The sequence below is a fragment of the Streptomyces sp. NPDC053431 genome (genome assembly GCF_044544925.1).
GTDB lineage: Bacteria > Actinomycetota > Actinomycetes > Streptomycetales > Streptomycetaceae > Streptomyces.
Genome location: NZ_JBITXX010000002.1, coordinates 329,875 through 349,488 on the forward strand (window position 1 = coordinate 329,875; position 19,614 = coordinate 349,488).

Here is a 19,614-nt window from a genome sequence, read left to right on the forward strand (position 1 = left end):
CGGCTTACCCGGGCAGGCCCGGGCCTCCCACGTAGCCCGCGCGGCGCGCGCGGGCCTGGGCCTCTCCGGTCACCGGCGCGGCCGACCCGAGCGGCCGGGGCCTCCCGGGTCACCGGTGCGGCCGACCCGGGCGGCCGGGCCTTCCACGTCAGCGGCGCGGCCGGCCCGGGGCCGGCCGAGGCCTCCCCGGTCACCGCGCCGCCCGTGACCAGGTCCACGGCGCCTCCCGAGCGCGCTCGGCCGGGCTCACGCCGCGGGGAAGACCGGCACCCCGCGCTCGACGATCGCCGCCGTGTCCAGGCCCGTCGGCAGGGTGCCGAAGGCGATGCCCCAGTCCGAGTCGAGGCGCGAGGCGCAGAAGGCGTCGGCGATCGCCGGGTGCCCGTGACGGACCAGGAGGGAGCCCTGGAGGACGAGGGCGAGGTGTTCGACCAGGCGGCGGGCCCGGTACTGCAGGGCCGCCGGGTCGCCGAGGTCGGCGAGCTCCTTGCGGAGGCGGGCCACCGCCGCGTCCAGGCGCCGGTCGGCGCCGGCCGCGCGGTCGACCTCGGCGAAGAAGGCCTCGACGGCGGCGGGCTGCCGGGCCATCGCCCGCAGCACGTCGAGCGCGGCCACGTTGCCCGAGCCCTCCCAGATGGAGGGCAGCGGCGACTCGCGGTAGAGCCGGGGCAGGCCCGAGTCCTCGACGTAGCCGTTGCCGCCGAGACACTCCAGGGCCTCGGCCGCGTGGGCCGGGGCGCGCTTGCAGACCCAGTACTTGGTGACCGCGAGGCCGAGGCGGCGCAGCTGCTCCTCTTCCTCGTCCCCCGCCGCCGCGCGGTCCACGGCGCCCGCGAGACGCATGGCGGCGATCGTGGAGGCCTCGGCCTCGACGGCCAGGTCGGCGAGCACGTTGGTCATCAGCGGCTGGTCGATCAGGCGGGCCCCGAACGCGCTGCGGTGGCCCGCGTGGTGGACGGCCTGGACGAGGCCGAGGCGCATGCCGGAGGCGGAGCTGACGGCGCAGTCGAGCCGGGTCATGTTCACCATGCGGATGATGGTGGCGACGCCGCGGCCCTCCTCGCCGATCAGCCGGCCGAGCGCGCCCTCGTACTCGATCTCGCTGGAGGCGTTGGATCGGTTGCCCAGCTTGTCCTTGAGGCGCTGGAAACGGATCGGGTTGAGCGAACCGTCCGGCAGCACGCGCGGCACCAGGAAGCAGGAGAGGCCGCCCGGAGCCTGGGCGAGGGTCAGGAAGACGTCCGACATCGGCGCCGAAGTGAACCACTTGTGCCCGGTCAGGGCGTACATGCCGGCCTCGCCCGTCGGCACCGCGCGGGTGGTGTTGGCGCGGACGTCGGAGCCGCCCTGCTTCTCCGTCATCGACATGCCGGCGATGATTCCGCGCTTGGCCGTCGGGACGCGCAGGCCGAAGTCGTAGGAAGCGGAGGACAGCAGCGGCTCGTACACCGCGGCGAGCTCCGGCTCGGCGCGCAGCGCGGGCACCGCCGCGTACGTCATCGAGATCGGGCACAGGTGCCCCGGATCGGCCTGGCCCCACACGAACACCTTGGCGGCCCGCGCCACATGGGCGCCCGCGCGGCCGTCGGACCAGGGCGCGCCGTGCAGGCCGTGCCGCACGGCCACCGTCATCAGCTCGTGCCAGGACGGGTGGAACTCGACCTCGTCGATCCGGTGCCCGTACCGGTCGTGGGTGTGCAGGACGGGGGAGTGGCGCTCGGCGAGCCGCCCCCACTCCTGGGCCTGCTCGCCGCCGGCCAGCACGCCCAGCTCGCGTACCTCCGTCTCGGCCCAGGCCGCCCCCTCGCGTCGAAGCGACTCGAGCAGCGCCGGGTCGGCGGAGACGTCGTAACCGGTCAGCGGCGGAACTTGGTTGGTGACCTCATGCGTGGTCGGCATCGGGTACTCCCAGGGCTCGCAGGGTGAAGGTGACCAGGGCGGGAACGGTGCCGGGCCCGGGGGCCCCTTCCGTCAGCGGGCCGATCAGCGCCTCCGCGCCCGCGCCGACGAGCGCGGAGGCGGTGAGCCGGGCGTCCTGCGGCGGCAGTTCGCCGTCCCGCACGCCGGCGGCGATCCGCTCGGCGAAGACGTCGCGGAAGGCGCGCCGGAAGACCAGCCGCTCGGCGTCGACGGCCGGGTCGACCGGCTCGGCGAGCAGCGCGTAGGCGAGCCGCGGCGCCTTCAGGGCCCGGCTCGCGAAGGTCTCTGTGACCGCGACGACGCGGTCGGCGGCCGTCCGGTGCGTGGTGAGGGCGGCGGCCTCGGAGACCGCGGCGACCTCCCGTCCCACGACGGTACGGAACAGTTCGACGGAGAGTTCGGCCTTGCTGGGGAAGTGGCGGTAGACGCTCCCGGTGGCGATTCCCGCCCGCGCGGCGACGGCGGCCACCGTGCAGCCGGCGTATCCGTGCTCGGCGAGCAGGCCGAGGCCCGCCTCGACGATCGCGGTGCGCTGTGCGTCGAGGCGGGCCTGGACCGCGGGCGTGCGTCGGTAGGGCATGAAAGGAGTGAAGCAGTGATTCACTCCTTCAGCAAGAGATCCGGCGCCGACGCGCTCAGCGTCGCGTCAGGTCGCGGAGCGCGAAGTCCTCGGGCAGCTCCTCGTCGAGCGCGTCGAGGGCGGTGACGAGCTTGCGCTCCTCGAAGGTGAAGTGGGACTCGACCAGGGCGACGAGCCCGTCGAGCTCCCCGCTGATCCGCCGCGCCTCGGCCGGGTCGGGCTCGGGCCCGCCGCCGAGACCGTCGACGAGCCCCTGGACGGCGCGCAGGATCTCGGTCACCTGCTCGTGGTCCCGGGAGAGCTCGTCGAGCACCGGGCGCAGCTCGGGGTGACGCCGGGCGAGGGCGGGGAAGACGCCGTCGTCCTCGGCGGTGTGGTGGCGGGTCAGGGCCGAGCAGAAGGCGAGGCAGTGGGCCCGCAGTGCGCGGGGCCGCTCCCCGCCGGCGGCGAGGTGCGCGGCCACGTCCGCGCGGAGGCGGGCCAGCTCCTCGCGGAGGTAGAGGTGGACGTCGACGAGTTGGTTGCCGAACGCCGTGAGGCGGTCGGTCGGTTCGGGATCGGCGGACATGCCCGCATCGTAGGTCGGGGCGGGCATGTCCGGTCCCGGTCCTCGGGGGGAGGGGGCGGTCCTGACGGTCGTACGGTACGGGCGTCAGCCGGTGAAGATCTCCGTGAACGACCAGACGGCGAGCGCCGCCATGCAGAGGCCGCCGATGCGCTGGACGGTCCTGAGCGGGACGCGCTTGGCGATGAAGCGGCCGGCGACGAGCGCGAGGGCCGAGACGCTCATGAGGGCGGCGGCCGAGCCGATCGCGGTCGACCAGGTGCCGTTGGTGGCCGCCAGGTTGGCGGTGGTGATCTGGGTCAGGTCGCCCCACTCGCTGATGAAGACGGCCATGAACGCGGTGGAGTAGACGGGCCAGAAGCCGGTCACCGTCCTGCCGCCGGCGTCCTCCTCGCCCTCGTCGTCCCCGCCGCGCAGCAGCATGAACGCGCCGAAGGCGAACATGAGGCCCGAGACCAGCTTGACGGACCAGCCGGGCAGGAGGCCGAGCAGGCTGCCGGCGCCGACGGCGATGGCCACGTGGACGACGAACGCGGTCGAGGTGCCGAACCACACGTACAGCGGACGCATGCGCGTGCCCATGGCGAGGGACGCGAACATCGTCTTGTCGGGAAGCTCGGCGAGGAAGATCAGCCCGAAGGCGGTGACGATCGCCAAGGGGTCGAGGTGCATACCGGGGCTCTCTGCTCGGACCGGGCCCGGGCCCGGCACGGCGCCTCGAAGGCGACGGGAGGACCACTCGGCCCGGCATGACGGACCACGCCCACAGGGATGCGGACGTGGCGTACTGCCTGGCCGAAGGTCTCGCCCGCCCGCGTGTCCACGTGGGCCCGGTCACCGGGAACCCGGGGGTTCCAGTGTGTCGACGACCGGTTCGCAGGGCTACTCCCCTTCGCTGCCGACCAGTGTAACGGACCGCTCGGACGATCAAGGTAGACATTGTCTACGGCCACGGTGTAGACAGTGTCTACCTTGATCGATCGGAAGGTGTCATGACCGCAGATCCCCCGTCCCCCGAGACCGGACTCCGCGAACGGCTCGTCCGCACGGGTGTCGAGCTCGTCGACGCCCAAGGCGTCCAGGCCCTCTCCCTGCGCGAGATCGCCCGGCGCGCCGGCGTCTCCCACGGCGCGCCCCGCCGCCACTTCCCCACCCACCTCGACCTGCTCTCCGCCATCGCCCGCGAGGGCTTCCACGAGCTCGGCGCCCGGGTGGCGGCGGTGTCCGAGGACGAGCCGCGCGCCCGGATCGCGGCCCTGGCCCGGATCTACCTCGACTTCGCGCACACCCGCGGCGGCATGTACGAGCTGATGTTCCGTCACGACCTGTTGGAGAGCGGCCGGCTCGGCCTGCGCGACACCAGCCTGCCGCTCTTCGCCCACCTGGCCGAGCTCGTCGCCCGGGCCCGCCCCGACGCCGCCGACCCCGCCCTGACCGCCGGCGCCCTGTGGGCCAACCTCCACGGCCTCGCGCAGCTCCGGCGCTGGGGCAGCCTCCGCCTCGCGACCGGCACGGACGACGTGGCGCCGCTGCTCGACGCCGCCCTCGACGCGCACCTCGGACCGGCCGCCCGGCCGGGCGCCAGGTCGGAGGCCGGTCCGGAGGTCGGACCGGACGCCGGACCGGGAGCCGGGACGGCGGGTGGCGGGCGATGAGCGAGCAGCCGCGCCTGGCCGCGCTCCACCGCCCCCTCGCCCTCACCTGCAGCGTCGTCGGCGCCGCCGTCGTCGCGCTCGACGGCACCGTGCTGACCATCGCCCAGCCCGCGCTCCAGGCCGACCTGGGCGCTGACACCGGGCAGGTCCAGTGGACCAGCACCGGCTACCTCGTCGCCGTCGCGAGCCTCCTCGTCTTCGCCGGGCGGCTCGGCGACCGCTACGGCCACCGCCGGATCTTCGCCCTCGGCTGCCTCGGCTTCGCCGGCGCCTCCGCCGGCATCGCCGCCGCCACGGGCATCGGCTGGGTCGTCGCGCTCCGCGTGCTCCAGGGCATGGCCGGCGCGCTGCTCCAGCCCGCCACCCTGGGCATGCTGCGCGGCGCCTATCCGCCCGAGCGGCTCGGGATGCCCGTCGCCCTGCGCACCAGCGCCATCGGCCTGGCGGCCGCCTGCGGGCCGCTGGTCGGCGGGCTGCTCGTCGACGCGTACGGCTGGCGGGCCGTGTTCCTCATCGGCGTCGCGCCGACCCTGCTGGTCGCCCTGCTGTGCCTCGCCGTCCCCGAACCGCGCCGGACGGCCGGGCGCGGCGGGATCCGCGCGCTGGACCTGCCGGGCGCCGGCCTGCTGGGACTCGCCCTCGCCTGCCTCGTCCACGGGCTCGTCCAGGGCCCCACCGCCGGGGCCGCGCCCCCGCTCGTCCTCGCGGTCGTGGCCGGCCTCGCCTTCGCCGGACACGAACGGCGCGCCCCCCAGCCCCTGCTGCCCCCGGACATGCTGCGGCCCGGCCCGGTCGCCGCCGGCCTCGGCGCCCTGCTCGCCGTGTCGGCCGCCCTCTCCGGCACCCTGTTCACGGCCACCTACCTGCTCCAGGACACCCTCGGCCTCGACCCGCTGTCCACCGCCCTCCGGATGGTGCCGCTCGCCCTGGTCATGGTGGTCGGGGCGCCGCTCAGCGCGCTGACCAAGAAACGCGTCGGCGCGCGGGCCACCGCCACCGGCGGCGCCGTCCTGCTCGTCCTCGGTGTGCTGCTGCTCGCCCGGCCGGAGGTGACCGCCTCCGCGCTCGCCACCGGCGCCTGCGCCGGGCTGATCGGCGCCGGATTCGGGGCCGTCATGGTGACCGCCACCTCCGTCGTCGTGCATCTCGCCGCGGCGGAGCACGCCGGGGTCGCCGGCGGGCTCCAGCAGACCGCGATGAACACCGGGCCGGTCGTCGGCGTGGCGCTGGCCACCCTGCTCCTCGACTCCGGCACCGCCCTGCCCGCCCTCGCCGCCGTCGCCGCGCTCGCCGTCCCCGCCACCCTCGGCCTGCCGGGGAACGCGGACCGGGAGGGCGGCCGACGGCGGCTCGCGGACACGCCAGCGGGGCCGTAACGCCCACGTACCGCCCGGATCCGTACGTACGATCACGGAATGCCCACCGGTGGTCACCGTCTCCCCGCGCCGACGAGGACGCGCACCCAGTTCACCCTCGGTCTCGCGCTGCCCCTCCTGGCCCTCGTCCTCGTGGTCGTCGCCGACCTCATCACCTCGCAGGGGCAGCACTTCGACCGGCTCCTCGTCATCGGTCCCGCGCTCGCCGCCATCACCTGGAGCGTGCGCGGCACCCTCGCGATCGGCCTGGTCGCGATGGTGCTGAGGGTGGTCCTGGGTGTGCTGCAGGACGACCCCGTGACGGACGTCGTCGCCGCGGAGCTGGTCCTGGTCGCCGTCACCGTGACCGCCCTCTGGGTCAGCGGGGTCCGCACCCGTTACGAGCGTGACCTGCGCGAGGTCACCGCCGTCGCCGAGGTGGTCCAGCGGGTGCTGCTGCGCCCGCTCGCACCCCGCCTCGGCCCGGTGGAACTCCACCTCCTCTACGTCTCCGCCGCCGCCAAGGCCCGGATCGGCGGCGACTTCTACGAGGCCGTCCGCGTTCCGGGCGCCGTCCGCGTCATGCTCGGCGACGTGCAGGGCAAGGGCCTCGGCGCCGTGGAGACCGCCTCGGTCCTGCTCGGCGCGTACCGCGCCGCCGTCACCGAGGCCGCCGACCTCGCCGCGCTCGCCGACCGTCTCGAAGAGGGACTGCAGCGCTACGGGGCCTGGGACCCCGATTCCGACGCCGCCGAGCGCTTCGCCACCGTCCTCCTGCTCGAACTCCCCGACGACCGGAACCTCGTGCGGCTCCTCAGCTGCGGCCACCCGGCCCCCCTGCTCCAGCACGGCGACAGGGTGCGCCCCGTCGTCTTCACCGACCCCTCCCTGCCCGTCAACCTCGCGGGTCTGTGCGCCTCGCGGCACCGCATCGAGGAGGTGCCCTTCGGGCCGGGCGACCGGCTGCTGCTGTTCACCGACGGGGTGAGCGAGACCCGCGACCGGGCCGGTGACTTCTACCCGTTGGAGGAGCGCCTGGGCGGCTGGGCGGACGTACCGGGGGACCGGGTCCTTGCCCTCCTCCACCAGGATCTCGCCGACTACGGGGCGAACGGTCTCGACGACGACGTGGCCGCCCTGCTGGTCCTACGCCCGCCGGAACAGGCGGCCGTGCGCGGGCGGGACGTCCCGCCCGCCTTGCCGTAGCGCCGCCGGGCCGGCGCGGCCTTGACCGGTGCGGCCCTGCCCCACGCCGCCCCGCCCGGCCCCGTCCTGCCGGCCCGCCCTGCCCGGCCTGGGCGGGCCGGCACAGGGCCGGCCCCGCTCACGGCTCCCGACGCCCCGGCGGCGGCTCCCGTCTCACGGCCGAGTCGACGGCGGTCAGGTCACGGGGGCAAGCCCGAGGTGCTCCCGCAGCGTGCTCCCCGTGTACGCCGTCCGGTACGCCCCGCGCTCCTGGAGCTCCGGGACGAGCAGGTCCACGATGTCGTCGAGACCGTCCGGGATCAGGTACGGCGAGACGTTGAACCCGTCGATCGCGCCGTGCCGCGCGAAGCGCGTGAACTTGTCGGCGAGCCCCGAGGGCGTGCCCACATGGCCGCGCTGCGGCCCCAGCTCGATCACCGTCTCCCGCAGCGACCAGCCGTTGGCCTCCGCCTTCGCCCGCCACTCGGCCACCACCGTCCGCGGATCGGCGATCCGCGCCGAGCCGAACGCCCCGGTGTTCTCCAGCACCACCGGGTCCTCGGCCGGCAGCGGTCCGTCGGCGTCCCGCTCGGACAGGTCGAGGTTCCACAGTCGGCCGGCGACCGCCAGGGCCGTCGCCGGGGTGACCTGCTCCAGCCGGACCCAGCGCGCCTTCTCCTCGGCCTCCTTCTCCGTCGCCCCGATGATGATCTCGGTGCCCGGCAGGATCCGCAGCGCGTCCTCCGGCCGCCCCGCCGCGCGCAGCCGGCGCCGGATGTCCTCGGCGAACGCCAGGGCGTCGTCGAAGTCCTGGCCGTGCGCGGAGAAGATGACGTCCGCGTTGCGCGCCGCGAAGTCCCGGCCGTCGGGCGAGTCGCCGGCCTGGAAGATCACCGGGTGTCCCTGTGCGCTGCGCGGCAGCGTCGGCGCCAGGTCCACGTCGAACTGCGGCCCGGCGGCCCGGACCCGGCCGATCGTGCCCGGCACCGACCAGCTGCGGGCGTCGACCGAGTCGGCCACCGCGCCGTCCGCCCAGCCGTCCCAGACCGCGCGGGCGACCGTCAGGAACTCCTCGGCCCGCCGGTAGCGGTCGGCGTGGTCGAGGAAGCCGCCGCGCCGGAAGTTGGCGCCGGTCCAGGCGTTGTCGGTGGTGACGACGTTCCAGCCGGCCCGCCCCTCGGAGAGCAGGTCGAGGCTCGCGAGGCGGCGGGCGAGGTCGACCGGCTCGTTGAAGGTCGTGTTGGAGGTGGAGACCAGACCGATCCGGTGGGTGACGGCGGCCAGGGCGGACAGCTGCGCGAGCGAGTCGGGGCGCCCGGCGACGTCCAGCTCGTGGATCTCGCCGCCGGTCTCGCGCAGCCGCAGGCCGTCGCCGAGGAAGAAGGCGTCGAAGAGGCCGCGTTCGGCAGTCTGCGCGACCCGGCGGAACGAGGCCGGGTCGATCTGCGAGCCGCTCTCCGGGTGGGACCAGATGGTCCAGTGGTTGACGCCCTGGAAGAAGACGCCGAAGTGCAGCCGGGCGTCGGGCCGCGGGACGTCGTACGGGTCGGTGGCGGTCATCGGTTCCCCTCCCGGGCAGCGGTGGTGGCGGCGGTGGCCGTGGCGGTGGCGGCGAAGCGGCTTTCAGGGCGGGGGAGTCCGAGGGAGGTACGGAGCGTCGTACCCGGCAGGGGGCGCGTGGCCACCCGCCGGACGAACAGCTCGGGCAGGACCAGCCGGGAGAGCACCGCCAGGTCCTCGTCCAGCACCAGCGGATGCAGCCGCACCCCGTCGACCAGGGTGCTCAGCTCCTCCAGGAGGTCGACGAGTCCCTCGGCGGAGCCGGTGTGGCGCAGCCTGCCGGGCGGCCTGCCCGGCGCGGCGTCCCAGGACGCGAAGCGCTCCAGGTCGGCGATCCGCTCGGCGGCCGACTCTCCCGGGGTGTCCAGGGCGACCTCGATCTCGGCGAAGGCGAGCGGCGCGCGGGAGGCGGCGGCCGCCTGCCCGAGCAGCGCGGGAGAGGAACCCTCCACGAGGGCGACGTCGACGAGCTCCGGAGGCACGAGCCCGGCGGGCGCGAGGACCACGGGCCGGCCCTGCGGCGGACGGGGCACGATCGCCGGGCCCTTCACGCTGTACGTCTCGCCGGTGAAGTCGATGGAGTGCAGGCGCCCGCCGTCGAGGTAGCGGCTCGTGGCCACCGAGCGGATGACGGCGTCGTCCTCCCAGGAGTCCCACAGGTCGCGCACCACGCGGAGCCCGTCCACGGCCTCGCGCCGCAGTGCCGCCTCGCCCTCGACCCGGGGCCTGCCCCAGGCGCGGGCGGCCTCCGGGGCGTCCTCGACGCCGACGACCCAGCCGGCCCGGCCGACCGAGACGTGATCGAGCGAGGCGATCCGGGTGGAGACGTGGAAGGGCTCGGCATAGGTGGTCGCGACGACCGGCGCGACCCCGATGACGCTGGTGGACGCGGCGACGAAGGCCGCCCGCTCCACGGCCCCGATCCGGCCCGCGGGACCGCCGGTGGCGGCGGAGCCGGGCGGCAGGATGTCGTCGTCCAGGGTGACCAGGGTGAAGCCGGCGTTCTCGGCGACGGCCGCGACCCTGGCGACGCGACGGGGAGTCAGCAACGCGCCGGGGGCATGCGCGGCCCGGCGCCAGGCGGCCGGGTGGGCACCGTCGCCGTCGATCTCGACGGCCAGGTGCAGGGCGGGGATGGGCATGGAGGTCCTTCCGAACAGGAGAGGCGGCACGGCGGACCGTCGGCACGGCGGCGTCGGAGCGGACAGGACCGCGGGGCGACATGGCGGTGCGAGGCCGCGGCGGCGGGCGGTACGGAGGTACGGCCACGTCGCGGCATGGCGCTACGAGCCATGGCGTACTGCGGTGGGTCGGCGGACGCGCCGGATGCGACGGCCCGTCACCGCGGCGCGGGCGCGCGGCGGCAGGGCGGGGTCAGCGGTGCGCGGAAGGACAGATGGCGGAGGCGGTACGGCAGAAGTCGACATGCCGCCGGCAGCTCAGCAACGCCCCCGACCGCACCGCACGACGGCGACGCCGCTGCGCGGCGATCGGTGCGTGCACGGGGGCCTCCACGGGTCCGGAAGGGAACGCCCCAGCTTAGGCAGGGGCGGTTCCACCATGTCAAGGGATGCCGGGGAGCGGTGGAAGAAGGAACTCACGGGGCGGGGCGGGCCGTTGGCCGGGAAGGCGCCCTGAGGCGCGACCGCGACCGCGAGCGGGCAGCGGTCCGGGGACGGCGATCGCGGCTGCCGAGCGGGCAGCGGTCCGGCGACCGCGACGGTGGCCGCGACGGCGACCGAGACCGAGACCGCGACCGCGAAGGCGACCGAGACCGCGACGGCGACCGCGACGGCAGCCCGGCCGCCCGGTGCGGCGGCGGGCGGCACCCAGTGCGGCTGCGGCCGGCATCGGGTGCGCCTGCGGCGCCGGCAGCCGGCGCGTCAACCTGATACGCGTCGCCGTCCAGGGCCTCGCCGCGGTGCTCGGCGCCACGCGGCGTTACGGCTCCCGGACTCAGCCGCGGTACGGGGTGTTCGCCTCCGCCCAGTCGGCCAGGGCCCGGGCGCACTCGGCGACCGACTCGCGCCAGCTGCGGGCCGCGCCCTCGCCGGCCTCGTCGCTCACGTGCTTGACCATCCGCAGCGGGACCCCGGCGAGGGCGGCGGCGCTCGCGAGGGCGTACCCCTCCATGTCCACCAGCGGGGCCCGGAGCGCGAGACGTGCCCGGGCCGCATCGTCCGCGATGAACGCGTCGCCGGTCGCGAGGACCACCTCGCCGCCGGCCGGCAGGGCGATGGGCGCACCGTACGTCTCGCCGGTGAGACTGGCGAGCAGCTCGCCGTCGAGGTCGTGCTGGATCACCGTGCCGACGACGTGGGTGCCGGTCCAGCCGGGGCGCAGCGCGCCCGCCGTGCCCAGGTTGACCACCTCGGAGGGCCGCGGCCCGCGGGCGAGGGCGGTGGCGAGCGCGGTCGCCGCGTTGACCTTGCCCATGCCGGTCAGCAGCACCGGCAGGTCGGTGTCGAGGTACTGCGCCTCCTCCTTGACCGCCAGGACGAGCAGGGGACGGCCGGCCGTGATCTCACCCATGAGTTCCATGCGGGTCACGCTACCCGGTCGGGCGTGGTCCGCCCTGATCAGGCCGCTTCTGCCCGGACCGCTCCGGCCCGGGCCGGTTCCGCTCGGACCGGTTCTGCTCGGGCCGGTTCCGCTCGGACCGGTTCTGCTCGGGCCGGTTCCGCTCAGGCGGCTCCTGGGCGCCCCGCCCCTGCCCGGACCGCTCCTGCCCGGACCGCTCCTGCCCGGGCCGCCCCGGCCCGGACCCTCCGCTCACACCGGGAGCAGCCGTCCGATGAGCTCGGCGAGCTGTGCCGCGTTGCGGCAGGGGCGCATGTCGACCAGCTCGGCGTAGGCGTGGGCGACGGAGTCGCCGGTGGACCACAGCGCGGGCTGTTCCGGGTTGAGCCAGTACACGCGGCGGGCGCGGTCCGCGACCGACTTCAGGGCCGGGAGATTCGGGTCGCTGTGGTTGGTACGGGCGTCGCCCAGCACGAACACGACCGTCCGGGGGCCGAGCGCGTCGGCGTAACGCTCGGTGAACTCGCCGAGCGCCGTGCCGTAGTCGCTCTGCCCGTGCCAGCCGGTCAGGGTCGCCTCGGCGAGGATCCGCTCGCCGAGCCCCGCCGGATCCGTCCGGCCGCGGGCGACCAGGTCGGTGACCTCGTCGACCCGGTTGACGAAGGCGAACACCCGGACCCGACCGAACTGGTCGTGCAGCGCCTGCACGAGCAGCATCGTGAAGTGCGCGAAGCCCGCCACCGAGCCCGAGACGTCGCAGAGCAGCACGAGGTCGGGCCGCCCGGGCCGCCGCCGCCGAAGCACGGGCCGCACCGGCACGCCCCCGGTCGACAGGGAACGCCGCAGCGTGCGCCGCAGGTCGATCTCGCCGCGCGCCGCACGGCGACGGCGGGCGGCGAGCCGGGTCGCGAGCTTGCGTGCCAGGGGCCGTACCGTACGCCGGAGCTCCTCCAGCTGCTCCCGTCCGGCCAGCAGGAAGTCGACCCGGTCCGGTGTCGCGGCGACGGCCCGCCGGGCCACCTGGTCGCGGCCCTGCCGTTGCGCCACCCGGCGACGCGCCTCGGTCCGCACGCGCTCCCGGAAGTCCTCGATGCGCCGCCGGATCTCGTCGTCCGTGAGCCGGTCGCCGAACTCCGGCTCCGGCTCGCCGCCGCCCTCCCGCAGCGCCGTACGAACGCGGGCGAGCAGGGTCTCGGGCCGCAGCCGGGACAGGGTCTGGTACGAGGACCAGCCGTCCGAGCCGGGTGTCGAGCCGAATCCGCCGAGCGCGCCCACGGCCTCGCCCGCCAGCGTCGTCAGCGCCGACGCGTCGGCCGCGGCCAGGGCGGCCACCAGCCGCTCGCGCAGCTCCGCGAGGGCGTCCGCCGGATCGGCGTCGGGCCGTCCCGGCTCCTGTTCCTCCGTCCGCCCCTCGACGAGCGGGAAGTACAGGTCGAAGACCCGGTCGAAGACGCGCCGCTGCCGCTCGCCGTGCAGCAGCGTCGCGGCGAGGGCCTCCCGCATCCGCTGCCGGTCGGTGAAGCCCACGGCCTCCAGGGCGAGACCCGCGTCGACGGTCTCGGCCGTGCCGATGCGGAGGCCGTGCGCCCGCAGCGCCCGGACGAGGCCGGTGACGCGGTCGGCCGCGCCGGCCGGCCCCGGCTGCGCGGGCCGGCCGGGGAGGGCCGTCACACCGCGTCCAGGTCGAGCTTGGCCGCGGCCTTCTGGATGTCCTCCTGGTGCTTGAGGATCACGCCCAGGCTGTCCCGCACGACCTCCTCGGAGAGCGTGGCCGCGCCGAGCGCGAGGAGCGTGCGGGCCCAGTCGACGGTCTCGGCGACCGAAGGCGCCTTCCGCAGGTCCATCGCGCGCAGCGCGCCCACCACCCGCACCACGGAGGCGGCCAGCGCCTCGTCGATGCCGGGCACCTTGCTCCGTACGATCCGGCGCTCCAGCTCCTCCTCGGGGAAGCCGATGTGGAGGAACAGGCAGCGGCGGCGCAGCGCCTCGGAGAGCTCGCGGCCGGCGTTCGAGGTGAGGACGACGAACGGGCGGCGGGTGGCGGTGATGGTGCCCAGCTCGGGCACGGTCACCTGGAAGTCGCTGAGGACCTCCAGGAACAGCCCTTCGACCTCCGCGTCGGCCTTGTCGGTCTCGTCGACGAGCAGCACGGTCGGCTCGTCGGAGCGGATCGCGGTGAGCAGCGGGCGGGAGAGCAGGAACTCCTCGCCGAAGATGTCGGTGCGGGTCTCGTCCCAGCTCTCGTCGCGGCCCGCGGTGATCCGCAGCAGCTGCTTGGCGTGGTTCCACTCGTAGAGCGCGCGGGCCTCGTCGACGCCCTCGTAGCACTGCAGCCGGACCAGCCGCGCTCCGGCGACCTCGGCGACCGCCTTGGCGAGCTCCGTCTTGCCGACCCCGGCTGGCCCTTCGACGAGCAGCGGCTTGCCCAGCCGGTCGGCGAGGAAGACGCTGGTCGCGACGGCGGGCGAGGCCAGGTAGCCGGTGGCGGCGAGCCGCGTGGCGACGTCGTCGACGGAGCTGAAGTAGCCGGTCGTCATGGGAAGTTCCCCCCGGAGTGAGCGTGGGTCACCCGCAGACCGTCCGGGTTACCCGCCAGTAGTCGCAGCGTACCCCCGTCCGCGCCCCCGGGCACGGCTCGGCGGTGGACGGACCCGGACCGGCGGCCGTCGCGCACCCCGGCGGTCCTGCCCCCGACCTCACGGAGGGTGACCCGTGCCTGGTCCGGGGGGTGCCGCGCGCGGGTGCGGCGGGCCGCTGATGGAATGGGAGGGAGTCGAGAGCGGGCGTGGAGGCACGGTGTCGGAACGAACGGGGGAGCGGTCCTTGCCGGAGGGCGAGTACGAGGCCGTCCTCGCCCGGATCGACGCCCTGGAGCACGCGGCCGCCGAGATAGGCACCCGGCTCGACGAACGGACCGTCTGCGCCGAGCTGGCCGGATTCCTGGCGCGCAGGGTGGCCGAGGCCGCGGCCGTCGAGCTCCTCGCGCCGGACGGACCCGAGACCGGTCGGACCCCTGCCCCCGTCGTCGCGGGGCCGAAGGCGCTCCTGGAGGGATCCGGCGGCGCCGAAGGGCCCCACGCCGCCAGGCTTCTCACGCTGCCGCTGGTGACGGGGGACGGCGAGGAGCTGGGCCGGGTGCGGGTGGCCCGGGCCGCCGGGGAGTTCTCCGCGCACGAATCGGCCGTGGCGGCCCACGCGGTACGGCTCGCCGGCCTCCACCTCGGGCACGCGCGCCGGCTCGCCGCCACCGAGGCCACCGCCCTGCACCTGCAGCGGGCCCTCGTCGCCGAGCCCGGCCGCCCGCACCCCAATCTCGAGATCGCCGGCCGCTACCTCCCCGCCGGCGCCCGAACCCTGGTCGGCGGCGACTGGTTCGAGACCGTGCGGCTCCACTTCGGGCGCAGCCTGCTGGTGGTGGGGGACGTCATGGGGCACGGCCTGGACGCCGCCGTCGACATGAACGCCTACCGCACCGCGCTGCGCGAGGTGGCCGGAACCGACCTGCCGCCGCACCGGGTGCTGCGTCAACTCGACGCGGTCGTCGCCGAGGACGAAGGCCGGCGCCCCGCGACCTGTCTGCTCGTCCAGGTCGATCCGGCGCGCTCGACGGCCACCTTCGCCAGCGCCGGGCATCTCCCGCCGGTCGTCTTCGCCGCCGACGGCTCGGCCGAACTCGTCGGCCTGCCCGTGGGGCCGCCCCTCGGCACCGGATTCGGGGGCTACGAGCCGGAGGTCCGCACCCTCGGCCCGTCGGACACCCTGCTGCTCTTCACCGACGGCCTGGTCGAGCGGCGGGGCGAGGACATCGACGTCTCGCTGGCACGGCTCGCCGCGCTGCGGCTGCCGCCGGTTTCGGGGCCGGAGACGGTCGTCGACGAGGTGCTGCGGAGACTCGCCGCGCGGACCGCCGAGGACGACGTCGCCGTGCTCGCCGCCCGGGTCCGTGAACGGCCCACGACCTGAGGCGAGTCAGCGATTTCCCGCCGAGGCCGGATTGTTTCGGCAGGACGCTTGTGCAGGTCGTTCCGGCGCGGCACGCTCCTCGTATGAACACAGCCAGGCACGCCAGTGAACGCCTGATGAGCTGGCCCTCGCTGATCGCCGGACGTGCACCGTGCGGCGCTGAGCTCGGACTGAGCACCGCGACGCAGGAGATCGTGCACTTCCATGGTGAGCACGAAGCCGACGTCCATCTGACCCGCGCCATGATCGCCAGACTCCGGCCGGCCCTCCTGGGATCGAGCGCGGTGCGCCTGCGTGCCGGTTCCGGGTGGGTGACGGTGCGTCTGGACATGGGCTCGGACATCGACCTGCTGGCCACCCTGGTGAGCGCGGCGCTCCAGGCCACCGGAGCCCCGTACCCGGCCGGCGACCTCGCCCCCGACCACTGCACCCGCACCGGGCGCCCCTTCGCGCGCTCCTGAACCGGCGCGGCAGGCCGGTTCGGCCCGCCGGGGACGACCGGTTCAGCCCAACGGGAACAGCATGCAGGTGCTCGTCGCGTGCCCGAGCAGGCGGTCCTGGTCGTCGTACAGGCCCGCCTCGGCCAGCGCGGTGCGCTTGCCCGCGCTCAGTACCGTGCCGATCGCCCGCACCTTGCCCGTGTGCATCGTGATCGGGCGCAGGAAACGCGTCGACAGGTCGAGCGAGGTGTACGCCATGCCCTGGGGCAGGGTGGTGTGCACCGCGCAGCCCGCGGCGGAGTCGAGCAGGGTCGCGTAGACCCCGCCGTGCACGCTCCCGATCGGGTTGTAGTGCTCCTCGCCCGGCTCGAAGGAGAACACCGCGCGCCCGTGCTCGACCTCGTCCAGGCCGAAGCCGAGCAGCGCGCCGATCGGAGGCCCGGGCAGGCGTCCCTCGATCAGCGCGCGGAGGAAGTCGAGACCGGCCATCGACGCGGCGGCCTCGGCGGTGGCCGCCGCGTCGTTCCAGTGCACCGTCCGTGTCCGCTCCATCACCGGTTCCCTCCGCTCGGGGCGTCCGCCCACCATCTGGCTTCGAAGATCGAAGCTAGATGTCCGGTCAGCTGGCTGTCAATGCCGCAGCCAGCTGTCTACAGTGTGACGATGGACTACCTCGACATGGACACCGAGAACTGCCCGGTCCGCCGCGCGCTCGACCTGGTGGGCGAGAAGTGGTCCCTGCTGATCCTGCGGGACGCCTTCAACGGGGTGCGCCGCTACGACGACTTCCGCCGCCACATCGGGCTCTCCGAGGCCGTCCTCGCCGACCGGCTGCGCAAGCTCGTCGCCGCCGGCGTCCTGCGCGTGGAGCCCTACCGTGAGCCCGGGGCCCGCACCCGCTCCCAGTACCGCCTCACCTCCAAGGGCCGGGACCTCTGGCCCGTGCTGCTCGCCCTGAAGCAGTGGGGCGACACGCACGCCGGGGACCCCGCCGGTACGCCCCTCGACATCCGGCACGCCGACTGCGGCGCCCCGGTCCGCGTGGAGGTGGTCTGCGGCGGCGACGACCACGCGACCCTCAGCCCGTACGAGGTGACCGTCCGGTCCGGCCCCGCGGCGCGCCCCCGGCGCGACTGACCCCGTGGCCCCGGCGCCGCCGGCCCCGCGACCCCACGCACCCGTTCGGCGGCATGGCGGGCGGGTTCGGCCGGCCGGCGGGGTACTCGACGAGGCATGCCCCCCACTTCCGGTGCTCCGCACGACGGTGCCCCCACCGAGCACGGCCACTGGTTCCACCGGCTCCACCAGCGGGTCCTCATCTCCCCGGTCGGACTCGCCTGGAACCGGGGGCGCGAGATGGAACTCATGCACCGCGCCATGGGGTTCGCCGCCCTCAGCCTGCTCACCCTCGTCCCCCTCCTCATCGTCGTCGCCGCCGCCGACCTCGCCAGCGGTCAGGGCTTCGCCCGCTGGCTCGTCCAGGGCCTCGGCGTCTCCGAGGTCTCCGAGGAGGAGATCGAACGGCTCTTCGGCCAGCCGGGGGCCGCCCTGCAGCGCACCACCGCCTTCGGCCTCGCCGCCCTCGCCGCCTTCGGCGTCACCTTCGGCTCGGCCGTCCAGACCGGCTACGAACGGGTCTGGGACCTGCCCACCGCCCGCTGGCACACGATGTGGCGCCACGTTGTCTGGCTCGGCGTCCTTGTCGTCGCCCTCCTCGTCTTCGTGGCGACGCCCCCCGCCGAGAGCTCCACGGCCGTCGCCACCGCCCTCGTCGCCCTCGGCGACGTGGTCGGCACCTTCCTGTTCTTCTGGTGGTCCCAGCGCTTCCTGCTCTGCGGCCGCATCCGCTGGCGCGCCCTGCTGCCCGGCGCCGTGCTCACCTCCCTCGGCCTGCTGGGTCTGCGGATCTTCTCCGCGTTCGTCTTCTCGCCGCTGATCGCCTCGAACGCCGTCACCTACGGACAGTTCGGCACGGTCCTCGTCCTGCAGTCCTGGCTCGTCGGCGTCGGCTTCGTCGTGTACGGGGGTGCCCTGGTCGGCCGGCTCGTCCACGAAGTGTTCCTGCTGCGCCGCCTGCGCCGCGAGGCCCGCGAGCAGGACCGGCTGCCCTGACCGTCACTGGTCCCGACGTCCCACCGAGAGGATCGCGACCCCGGCCGCGACCGGCGCCCACCCCGCGTGCACCAGCCACGCCCCGCTGACCGTCCACGGGAACGGCACCACGCGGCCCGCCCGCTGTCGTCCCGGGAGGTAGCTCTCAGGGGGACGGGGCGGTGGCCGCGGGGCGGCGGCCACCGCCCCGCGGGTGGGCTCACCAGCCGCAGAAGGGCGCGGTGTGCGCGACGTCGAGCACGAAGCGCTCGGGGGAGTGCAGCACGAAGGTCCGGTAGTGGGGCTTGTTCTGGAAGGCGGCTCCGATGGTGACCACGCCCTCGAAGTCGCCGGTGAGGGCGACGCCCCTGAGCGCGGGAAGGTGGATCCTGACCAGCCGGGGTCCCTTGTAGACGGACTGGCCGGCCTCGTTGTGGGCGGCGGCGGGCGAGAGCTTGATCTCCAGGAAGAACTTCCCGGCGAGCGGCACCCGGTTGCCCGAGCCGTCGTAACGCAGCTCCTTCACCGGCTTGACGCTCACCGGGGGCATCGTGCCCCGGACGTCGATCACGAGTCGGTCGAAGGTGCGGTGCCCGCCCCAGCGGACGTCGACGACCTGGGCCGTGGTCGGCGCGGTCGTACGGGAGGGGGCGGTCGTGGCGCCCGCGGGGATCGTGGCGCCGATCCCGCCGGCGAGAAGGATGCCCGCGGCCGTGGCCGCGAGGGTCTGACGGTGAAGCATGGCGTCCCCCGAACTTTCCTGCGATGGGGACAGTGGTGTCACTGGGAAAGACATTCGCACCGAATGGGTGGTTCCGTCCGAATGGTGAATATTTCGATGTGACTCAGTATGCGCGCGCCGGCGTGCGGAAACCCCGCGCGCGCCGCCGTAACCTCAGCCGCCCTCGGTAGTTGACCAGGGCATGAAGAAGCGCAGCATGCTCGCCATCGCCTCCCTCGCCGCAGGCGTCGTCACCGCCCTCGTCACCCCGACCCCGAACGCCTCCGCCGCGGAGCCCGGCGAGGCGGGTCCCGGCGTCACCGGCCTCCTCCAGGAGGACCAGTCCGTCGGCTCCCTGGTGGGCGAGACCGCCGAGGACGCGGGCACCCTCCCGATCTCGGAGGTCGGCGGCCTGCTCTGACCGCGGCCACCCCGGCCCGCCCGCGCCCCGCGGCGCCCACCAGGGCGGTGCGGGGCACGGCGTTTCCGCCGCCACCACCCGGGAGGCGGCGGCCCGTGCGCGCGCAGTGCCCGGGGAATGACAGGATGTCCCCATGAGCAACAACGTTTACTTCGACATCACCATCAACGGCGAGTCGGCCGGCCGCATCGTCTTCAAGCTCTACGACGAGGACGTCCCGAAGACCGCCCGCAACTTCCGCGAGCTCGCCACCGGCCAGCACGGCTTCGGCTACGCCGGCTCCCCGTTCCACCGCGTCATCCCCCAGTTCATGCTCCAGGGCGGTGACTTCACCAACGAGAACGGCACCGGCGGCAAGAGCATCTACGGCGAGAAGTTCGAGGACGAGAACTTCAAGCGCAAGCACGACCGCCCGTACCTGCTGTCGATGGCGAACGCGGGCCGCAACACCAACGGCTCGCAGTTCTTCATCACCACCGTCGTGACCGACTGGCTGGACGGCAAGCACGTCGTCTTCGGCGAGGTCGTCGAGGGCCAGGACGTCGTCGACAAGGTCGAGTCCCTGGGCTCCCGCTCCGGCGCCACCAGCGCCGACATCCGCGTCGCGAAGTCCGGCGTCGTCGAGGCCTGATCCGACC

General features: G+C 74.8%; 20 protein-coding genes. 9 read left to right on the top strand and 11 right to left on the bottom strand.

Going from position 1 to position 19,614, the window contains the following annotated elements; all coding sequences use genetic code 11:
• Positions 1-246 precede the first annotated feature (246 nt).
• The 4 genes from ACIGXE_RS07415 to ACIGXE_RS07430 all read right to left on the bottom strand — a co-directional run bounded on the left by ACIGXE_RS07415 (position 247) and on the right by ACIGXE_RS07430 (position 3,737).
• Complete coding sequence (locus ACIGXE_RS07415; protein ID WP_399744446.1) at positions 247-1,899, bottom strand: acyl-CoA dehydrogenase family protein; 1,653 nt, start codon at positions 1,897-1,899, stop codon at positions 247-249.
• A complete protein-coding gene (locus ACIGXE_RS07420; RefSeq protein ID WP_399744447.1) occupies positions 1,883-2,500 on the bottom strand; it encodes a TetR/AcrR family transcriptional regulator in 618 nt (205 codons plus the stop codon). Before ACIGXE_RS07420 ends, ACIGXE_RS07415 begins: the two co-directional genes overlap by 17 nt.
• Before the next feature lie 55 nt (positions 2,501-2,555).
• On the bottom strand, positions 2,556-3,068 hold the full coding sequence (locus ACIGXE_RS07425) for a hemerythrin domain-containing protein (RefSeq protein ID WP_399744449.1): 513 nt from the start codon (positions 3,066-3,068) through the stop codon (positions 2,556-2,558).
• An 84-nt stretch (positions 3,069-3,152) separates the two neighbouring features.
• On the bottom strand, positions 3,153-3,737 hold the full coding sequence (locus tag ACIGXE_RS07430; protein WP_399744451.1) for a TMEM165/GDT1 family protein: 585 nt from the start codon (positions 3,735-3,737) through the stop codon (positions 3,153-3,155).
• 320 nt (positions 3,738-4,057) lie between these two features.
• Here ACIGXE_RS07430 and ACIGXE_RS07435 point away from each other — a divergent pair, with 320 nt between their 5' ends.
• From ACIGXE_RS07435 to ACIGXE_RS07445, 3 genes are read left to right on the top strand one after another with little or no spacing between them, the layout of a single operon-like run.
• Positions 4,058-4,720, top strand: a complete 663-nt coding sequence (locus ACIGXE_RS07435) for a TetR/AcrR family transcriptional regulator (RefSeq protein ID WP_399744453.1) — start codon at positions 4,058-4,060, stop codon at positions 4,718-4,720.
• Entirely contained in the window at positions 4,717-6,096 is a 1,380-nt protein-coding gene (locus ACIGXE_RS07440) for an MFS transporter (protein ID WP_399744455.1), read from the top strand. The genes ACIGXE_RS07435 and ACIGXE_RS07440 overlap by 4 nt, the downstream gene beginning before the upstream one ends.
• Before the next feature lie 39 nt (positions 6,097-6,135).
• Positions 6,136-7,281 carry a PP2C family protein-serine/threonine phosphatase gene (locus ACIGXE_RS07445; RefSeq protein ID WP_399744457.1) on the top strand — a complete coding sequence of 382 codons (1,146 nt, stop codon included), beginning with the start codon at positions 6,136-6,138 and terminating at the stop codon, positions 7,279-7,281.
• 174 nt (positions 7,282-7,455) lie between these two features.
• On the opposite strand, the gene ACIGXE_RS07450 is transcribed toward ACIGXE_RS07445, so the two are convergent.
• The 5 genes from ACIGXE_RS07450 to ACIGXE_RS07470 all read right to left on the bottom strand — a co-directional run bounded on the left by ACIGXE_RS07450 (position 7,456) and on the right by ACIGXE_RS07470 (position 13,877).
• Entirely contained in the window at positions 7,456-8,820 is a 1,365-nt protein-coding gene (locus ACIGXE_RS07450) for an NtaA/DmoA family FMN-dependent monooxygenase (protein ID WP_399744459.1), read from the bottom strand.
• Complete coding sequence (locus tag ACIGXE_RS07455) at positions 8,817-9,962, bottom strand: LLM class flavin-dependent oxidoreductase (protein WP_399744461.1); 1,146 nt, start codon at positions 9,960-9,962, stop codon at positions 8,817-8,819. The genes ACIGXE_RS07450 and ACIGXE_RS07455 overlap by 4 nt, the downstream gene beginning before the upstream one ends.
• 814 nt (positions 9,963-10,776) lie before the next feature.
• Positions 10,777-11,361 carry a nucleosidase gene (locus ACIGXE_RS07460; RefSeq protein ID WP_399744462.1) on the bottom strand — a complete coding sequence of 195 codons (585 nt, stop codon included), beginning with the start codon at positions 11,359-11,361 and terminating at the stop codon, positions 10,777-10,779.
• Between the two features lie 231 nt (positions 11,362-11,592).
• Positions 11,593-13,011 (bottom strand): VWA domain-containing protein, encoded by a 1,419-nt coding sequence (locus ACIGXE_RS07465; RefSeq protein WP_399744464.1) that lies wholly within the window; start codon positions 13,009-13,011, stop codon positions 11,593-11,595.
• Positions 13,008-13,877, bottom strand: coding sequence for an AAA family ATPase (locus ACIGXE_RS07470; protein ID WP_399744466.1), 870 nt, complete (start codon positions 13,875-13,877; stop codon positions 13,008-13,010). The genes ACIGXE_RS07465 and ACIGXE_RS07470 overlap by 4 nt, the downstream gene beginning before the upstream one ends.
• Before the next feature lie 259 nt (positions 13,878-14,136).
• On the opposite strand from ACIGXE_RS07470, the gene ACIGXE_RS07475 reads away from it, so the two are divergent.
• Both ACIGXE_RS07475 and ACIGXE_RS07480 read left to right on the top strand, forming a co-directional pair.
• On the top strand, positions 14,137-15,303 hold the full coding sequence (locus ACIGXE_RS07475; RefSeq protein WP_399744468.1) for a PP2C family protein-serine/threonine phosphatase: 1,167 nt from the start codon (positions 14,137-14,139) through the stop codon (positions 15,301-15,303).
• Positions 15,304-15,386: 83 nt separating this feature from the next.
• On the top strand, positions 15,387-15,764 hold the full coding sequence (locus ACIGXE_RS07480; protein ID WP_399744470.1) for a luciferase family protein: 378 nt from the start codon (positions 15,387-15,389) through the stop codon (positions 15,762-15,764).
• Positions 15,765-15,806: 42 nt separating this feature from the next.
• Here the strand turns inward: ACIGXE_RS07480 and ACIGXE_RS07485 are convergent, their stop codons facing one another.
• Complete coding sequence (locus ACIGXE_RS07485; protein WP_399744473.1) at positions 15,807-16,295, bottom strand: PaaI family thioesterase; 489 nt, start codon at positions 16,293-16,295, stop codon at positions 15,807-15,809.
• A 111-nt stretch (positions 16,296-16,406) separates the two neighbouring features.
• On the opposite strand from ACIGXE_RS07485, the gene ACIGXE_RS07490 reads away from it, so the two are divergent.
• A complete protein-coding gene (locus ACIGXE_RS07490; RefSeq protein WP_399744474.1) occupies positions 16,407-16,880 on the top strand; it encodes a winged helix-turn-helix transcriptional regulator in 474 nt (157 codons plus the stop codon).
• 96 nt (positions 16,881-16,976) lie between these two features.
• Positions 16,977-17,855, top strand: coding sequence for a YhjD/YihY/BrkB family envelope integrity protein (locus ACIGXE_RS07495; RefSeq protein ID WP_399744476.1), 879 nt, complete (start codon positions 16,977-16,979; stop codon positions 17,853-17,855).
• 199 nt (positions 17,856-18,054) lie between these two features.
• Here ACIGXE_RS07495 and ACIGXE_RS07500 read toward each other — a convergent pair whose 3' ends face one another.
• Positions 18,055-18,576, bottom strand: a complete 522-nt coding sequence (locus tag ACIGXE_RS07500; RefSeq protein ID WP_399744478.1) for a hypothetical protein — start codon at positions 18,574-18,576, stop codon at positions 18,055-18,057.
• A 181-nt stretch (positions 18,577-18,757) separates the two neighbouring features.
• Between ACIGXE_RS07500 and ACIGXE_RS07505 the strand changes: the two genes are divergently transcribed.
• Both ACIGXE_RS07505 and ACIGXE_RS07510 read left to right on the top strand, forming a co-directional pair.
• Complete coding sequence (locus ACIGXE_RS07505; protein ID WP_399744480.1) at positions 18,758-18,976, top strand: hypothetical protein; 219 nt, start codon at positions 18,758-18,760, stop codon at positions 18,974-18,976.
• Between the two features lie 133 nt (positions 18,977-19,109).
• Entirely contained in the window at positions 19,110-19,607 is a 498-nt protein-coding gene (locus tag ACIGXE_RS07510) for a peptidylprolyl isomerase (RefSeq protein ID WP_399744482.1), read from the top strand.
• Positions 19,608-19,614: the final 7 nt, after the last annotated feature.

Bases quoted from the DNA above. Each gene is read 5' to 3' on its own strand.
- ACIGXE_RS07415 (WP_399744446.1), bottom strand. From the start codon at position 1,899: ATGCCGACCACGCATGAGGTCACCAACCAAGTTCCGCCGCTGACCGGT.
- ACIGXE_RS07420 (WP_399744447.1), bottom strand. From the start codon at position 2,500: ATGCCCTACCGACGCACGCCCGCGGTCCAGGCCCGCCTCGACGCACAG.
- ACIGXE_RS07425 (WP_399744449.1), bottom strand. From the start codon at position 3,068: ATGTCCGCCGATCCCGAACCGACCGACCGCCTCACGGCGTTCGGCAAC.
- ACIGXE_RS07430 (WP_399744451.1), bottom strand. From the start codon at position 3,737: ATGCACCTCGACCCCTTGGCGATCGTCACCGCCTTCGGGCTGATCTTC.
- ACIGXE_RS07435 (WP_399744453.1), top strand. From the start codon at position 4,058: ATGACCGCAGATCCCCCGTCCCCCGAGACCGGACTCCGCGAACGGCTC.
- ACIGXE_RS07440 (WP_399744455.1), top strand. From the start codon at position 4,717: ATGAGCGAGCAGCCGCGCCTGGCCGCGCTCCACCGCCCCCTCGCCCTC.
- ACIGXE_RS07445 (WP_399744457.1), top strand. From the start codon at position 6,136: ATGCCCACCGGTGGTCACCGTCTCCCCGCGCCGACGAGGACGCGCACC.
- ACIGXE_RS07450 (WP_399744459.1), bottom strand. From the start codon at position 8,820: ATGACCGCCACCGACCCGTACGACGTCCCGCGGCCCGACGCCCGGCTG.
- ACIGXE_RS07455 (WP_399744461.1), bottom strand. From the start codon at position 9,962: ATGCCCATCCCCGCCCTGCACCTGGCCGTCGAGATCGACGGCGACGGT.
- ACIGXE_RS07460 (WP_399744462.1), bottom strand. From the start codon at position 11,361: ATGGAACTCATGGGTGAGATCACGGCCGGCCGTCCCCTGCTCGTCCTG.
- ACIGXE_RS07470 (WP_399744466.1), bottom strand. From the start codon at position 13,877: ATGACGACCGGCTACTTCAGCTCCGTCGACGACGTCGCCACGCGGCTC.
- ACIGXE_RS07480 (WP_399744470.1), top strand. From the start codon at position 15,387: ATGAACACAGCCAGGCACGCCAGTGAACGCCTGATGAGCTGGCCCTCG.
- ACIGXE_RS07485 (WP_399744473.1), bottom strand. From the start codon at position 16,295: ATGGAGCGGACACGGACGGTGCACTGGAACGACGCGGCGGCCACCGCC.
- ACIGXE_RS07490 (WP_399744474.1), top strand. From the start codon at position 16,407: ATGGACTACCTCGACATGGACACCGAGAACTGCCCGGTCCGCCGCGCG.
- ACIGXE_RS07495 (WP_399744476.1), top strand. From the start codon at position 16,977: ATGCCCCCCACTTCCGGTGCTCCGCACGACGGTGCCCCCACCGAGCAC.
- ACIGXE_RS07500 (WP_399744478.1), bottom strand. From the start codon at position 18,576: ATGCTTCACCGTCAGACCCTCGCGGCCACGGCCGCGGGCATCCTTCTC.
- ACIGXE_RS07505 (WP_399744480.1), top strand. From the start codon at position 18,758: ATGAAGAAGCGCAGCATGCTCGCCATCGCCTCCCTCGCCGCAGGCGTC.
- ACIGXE_RS07510 (WP_399744482.1), top strand. From the start codon at position 19,110: ATGAGCAACAACGTTTACTTCGACATCACCATCAACGGCGAGTCGGCC.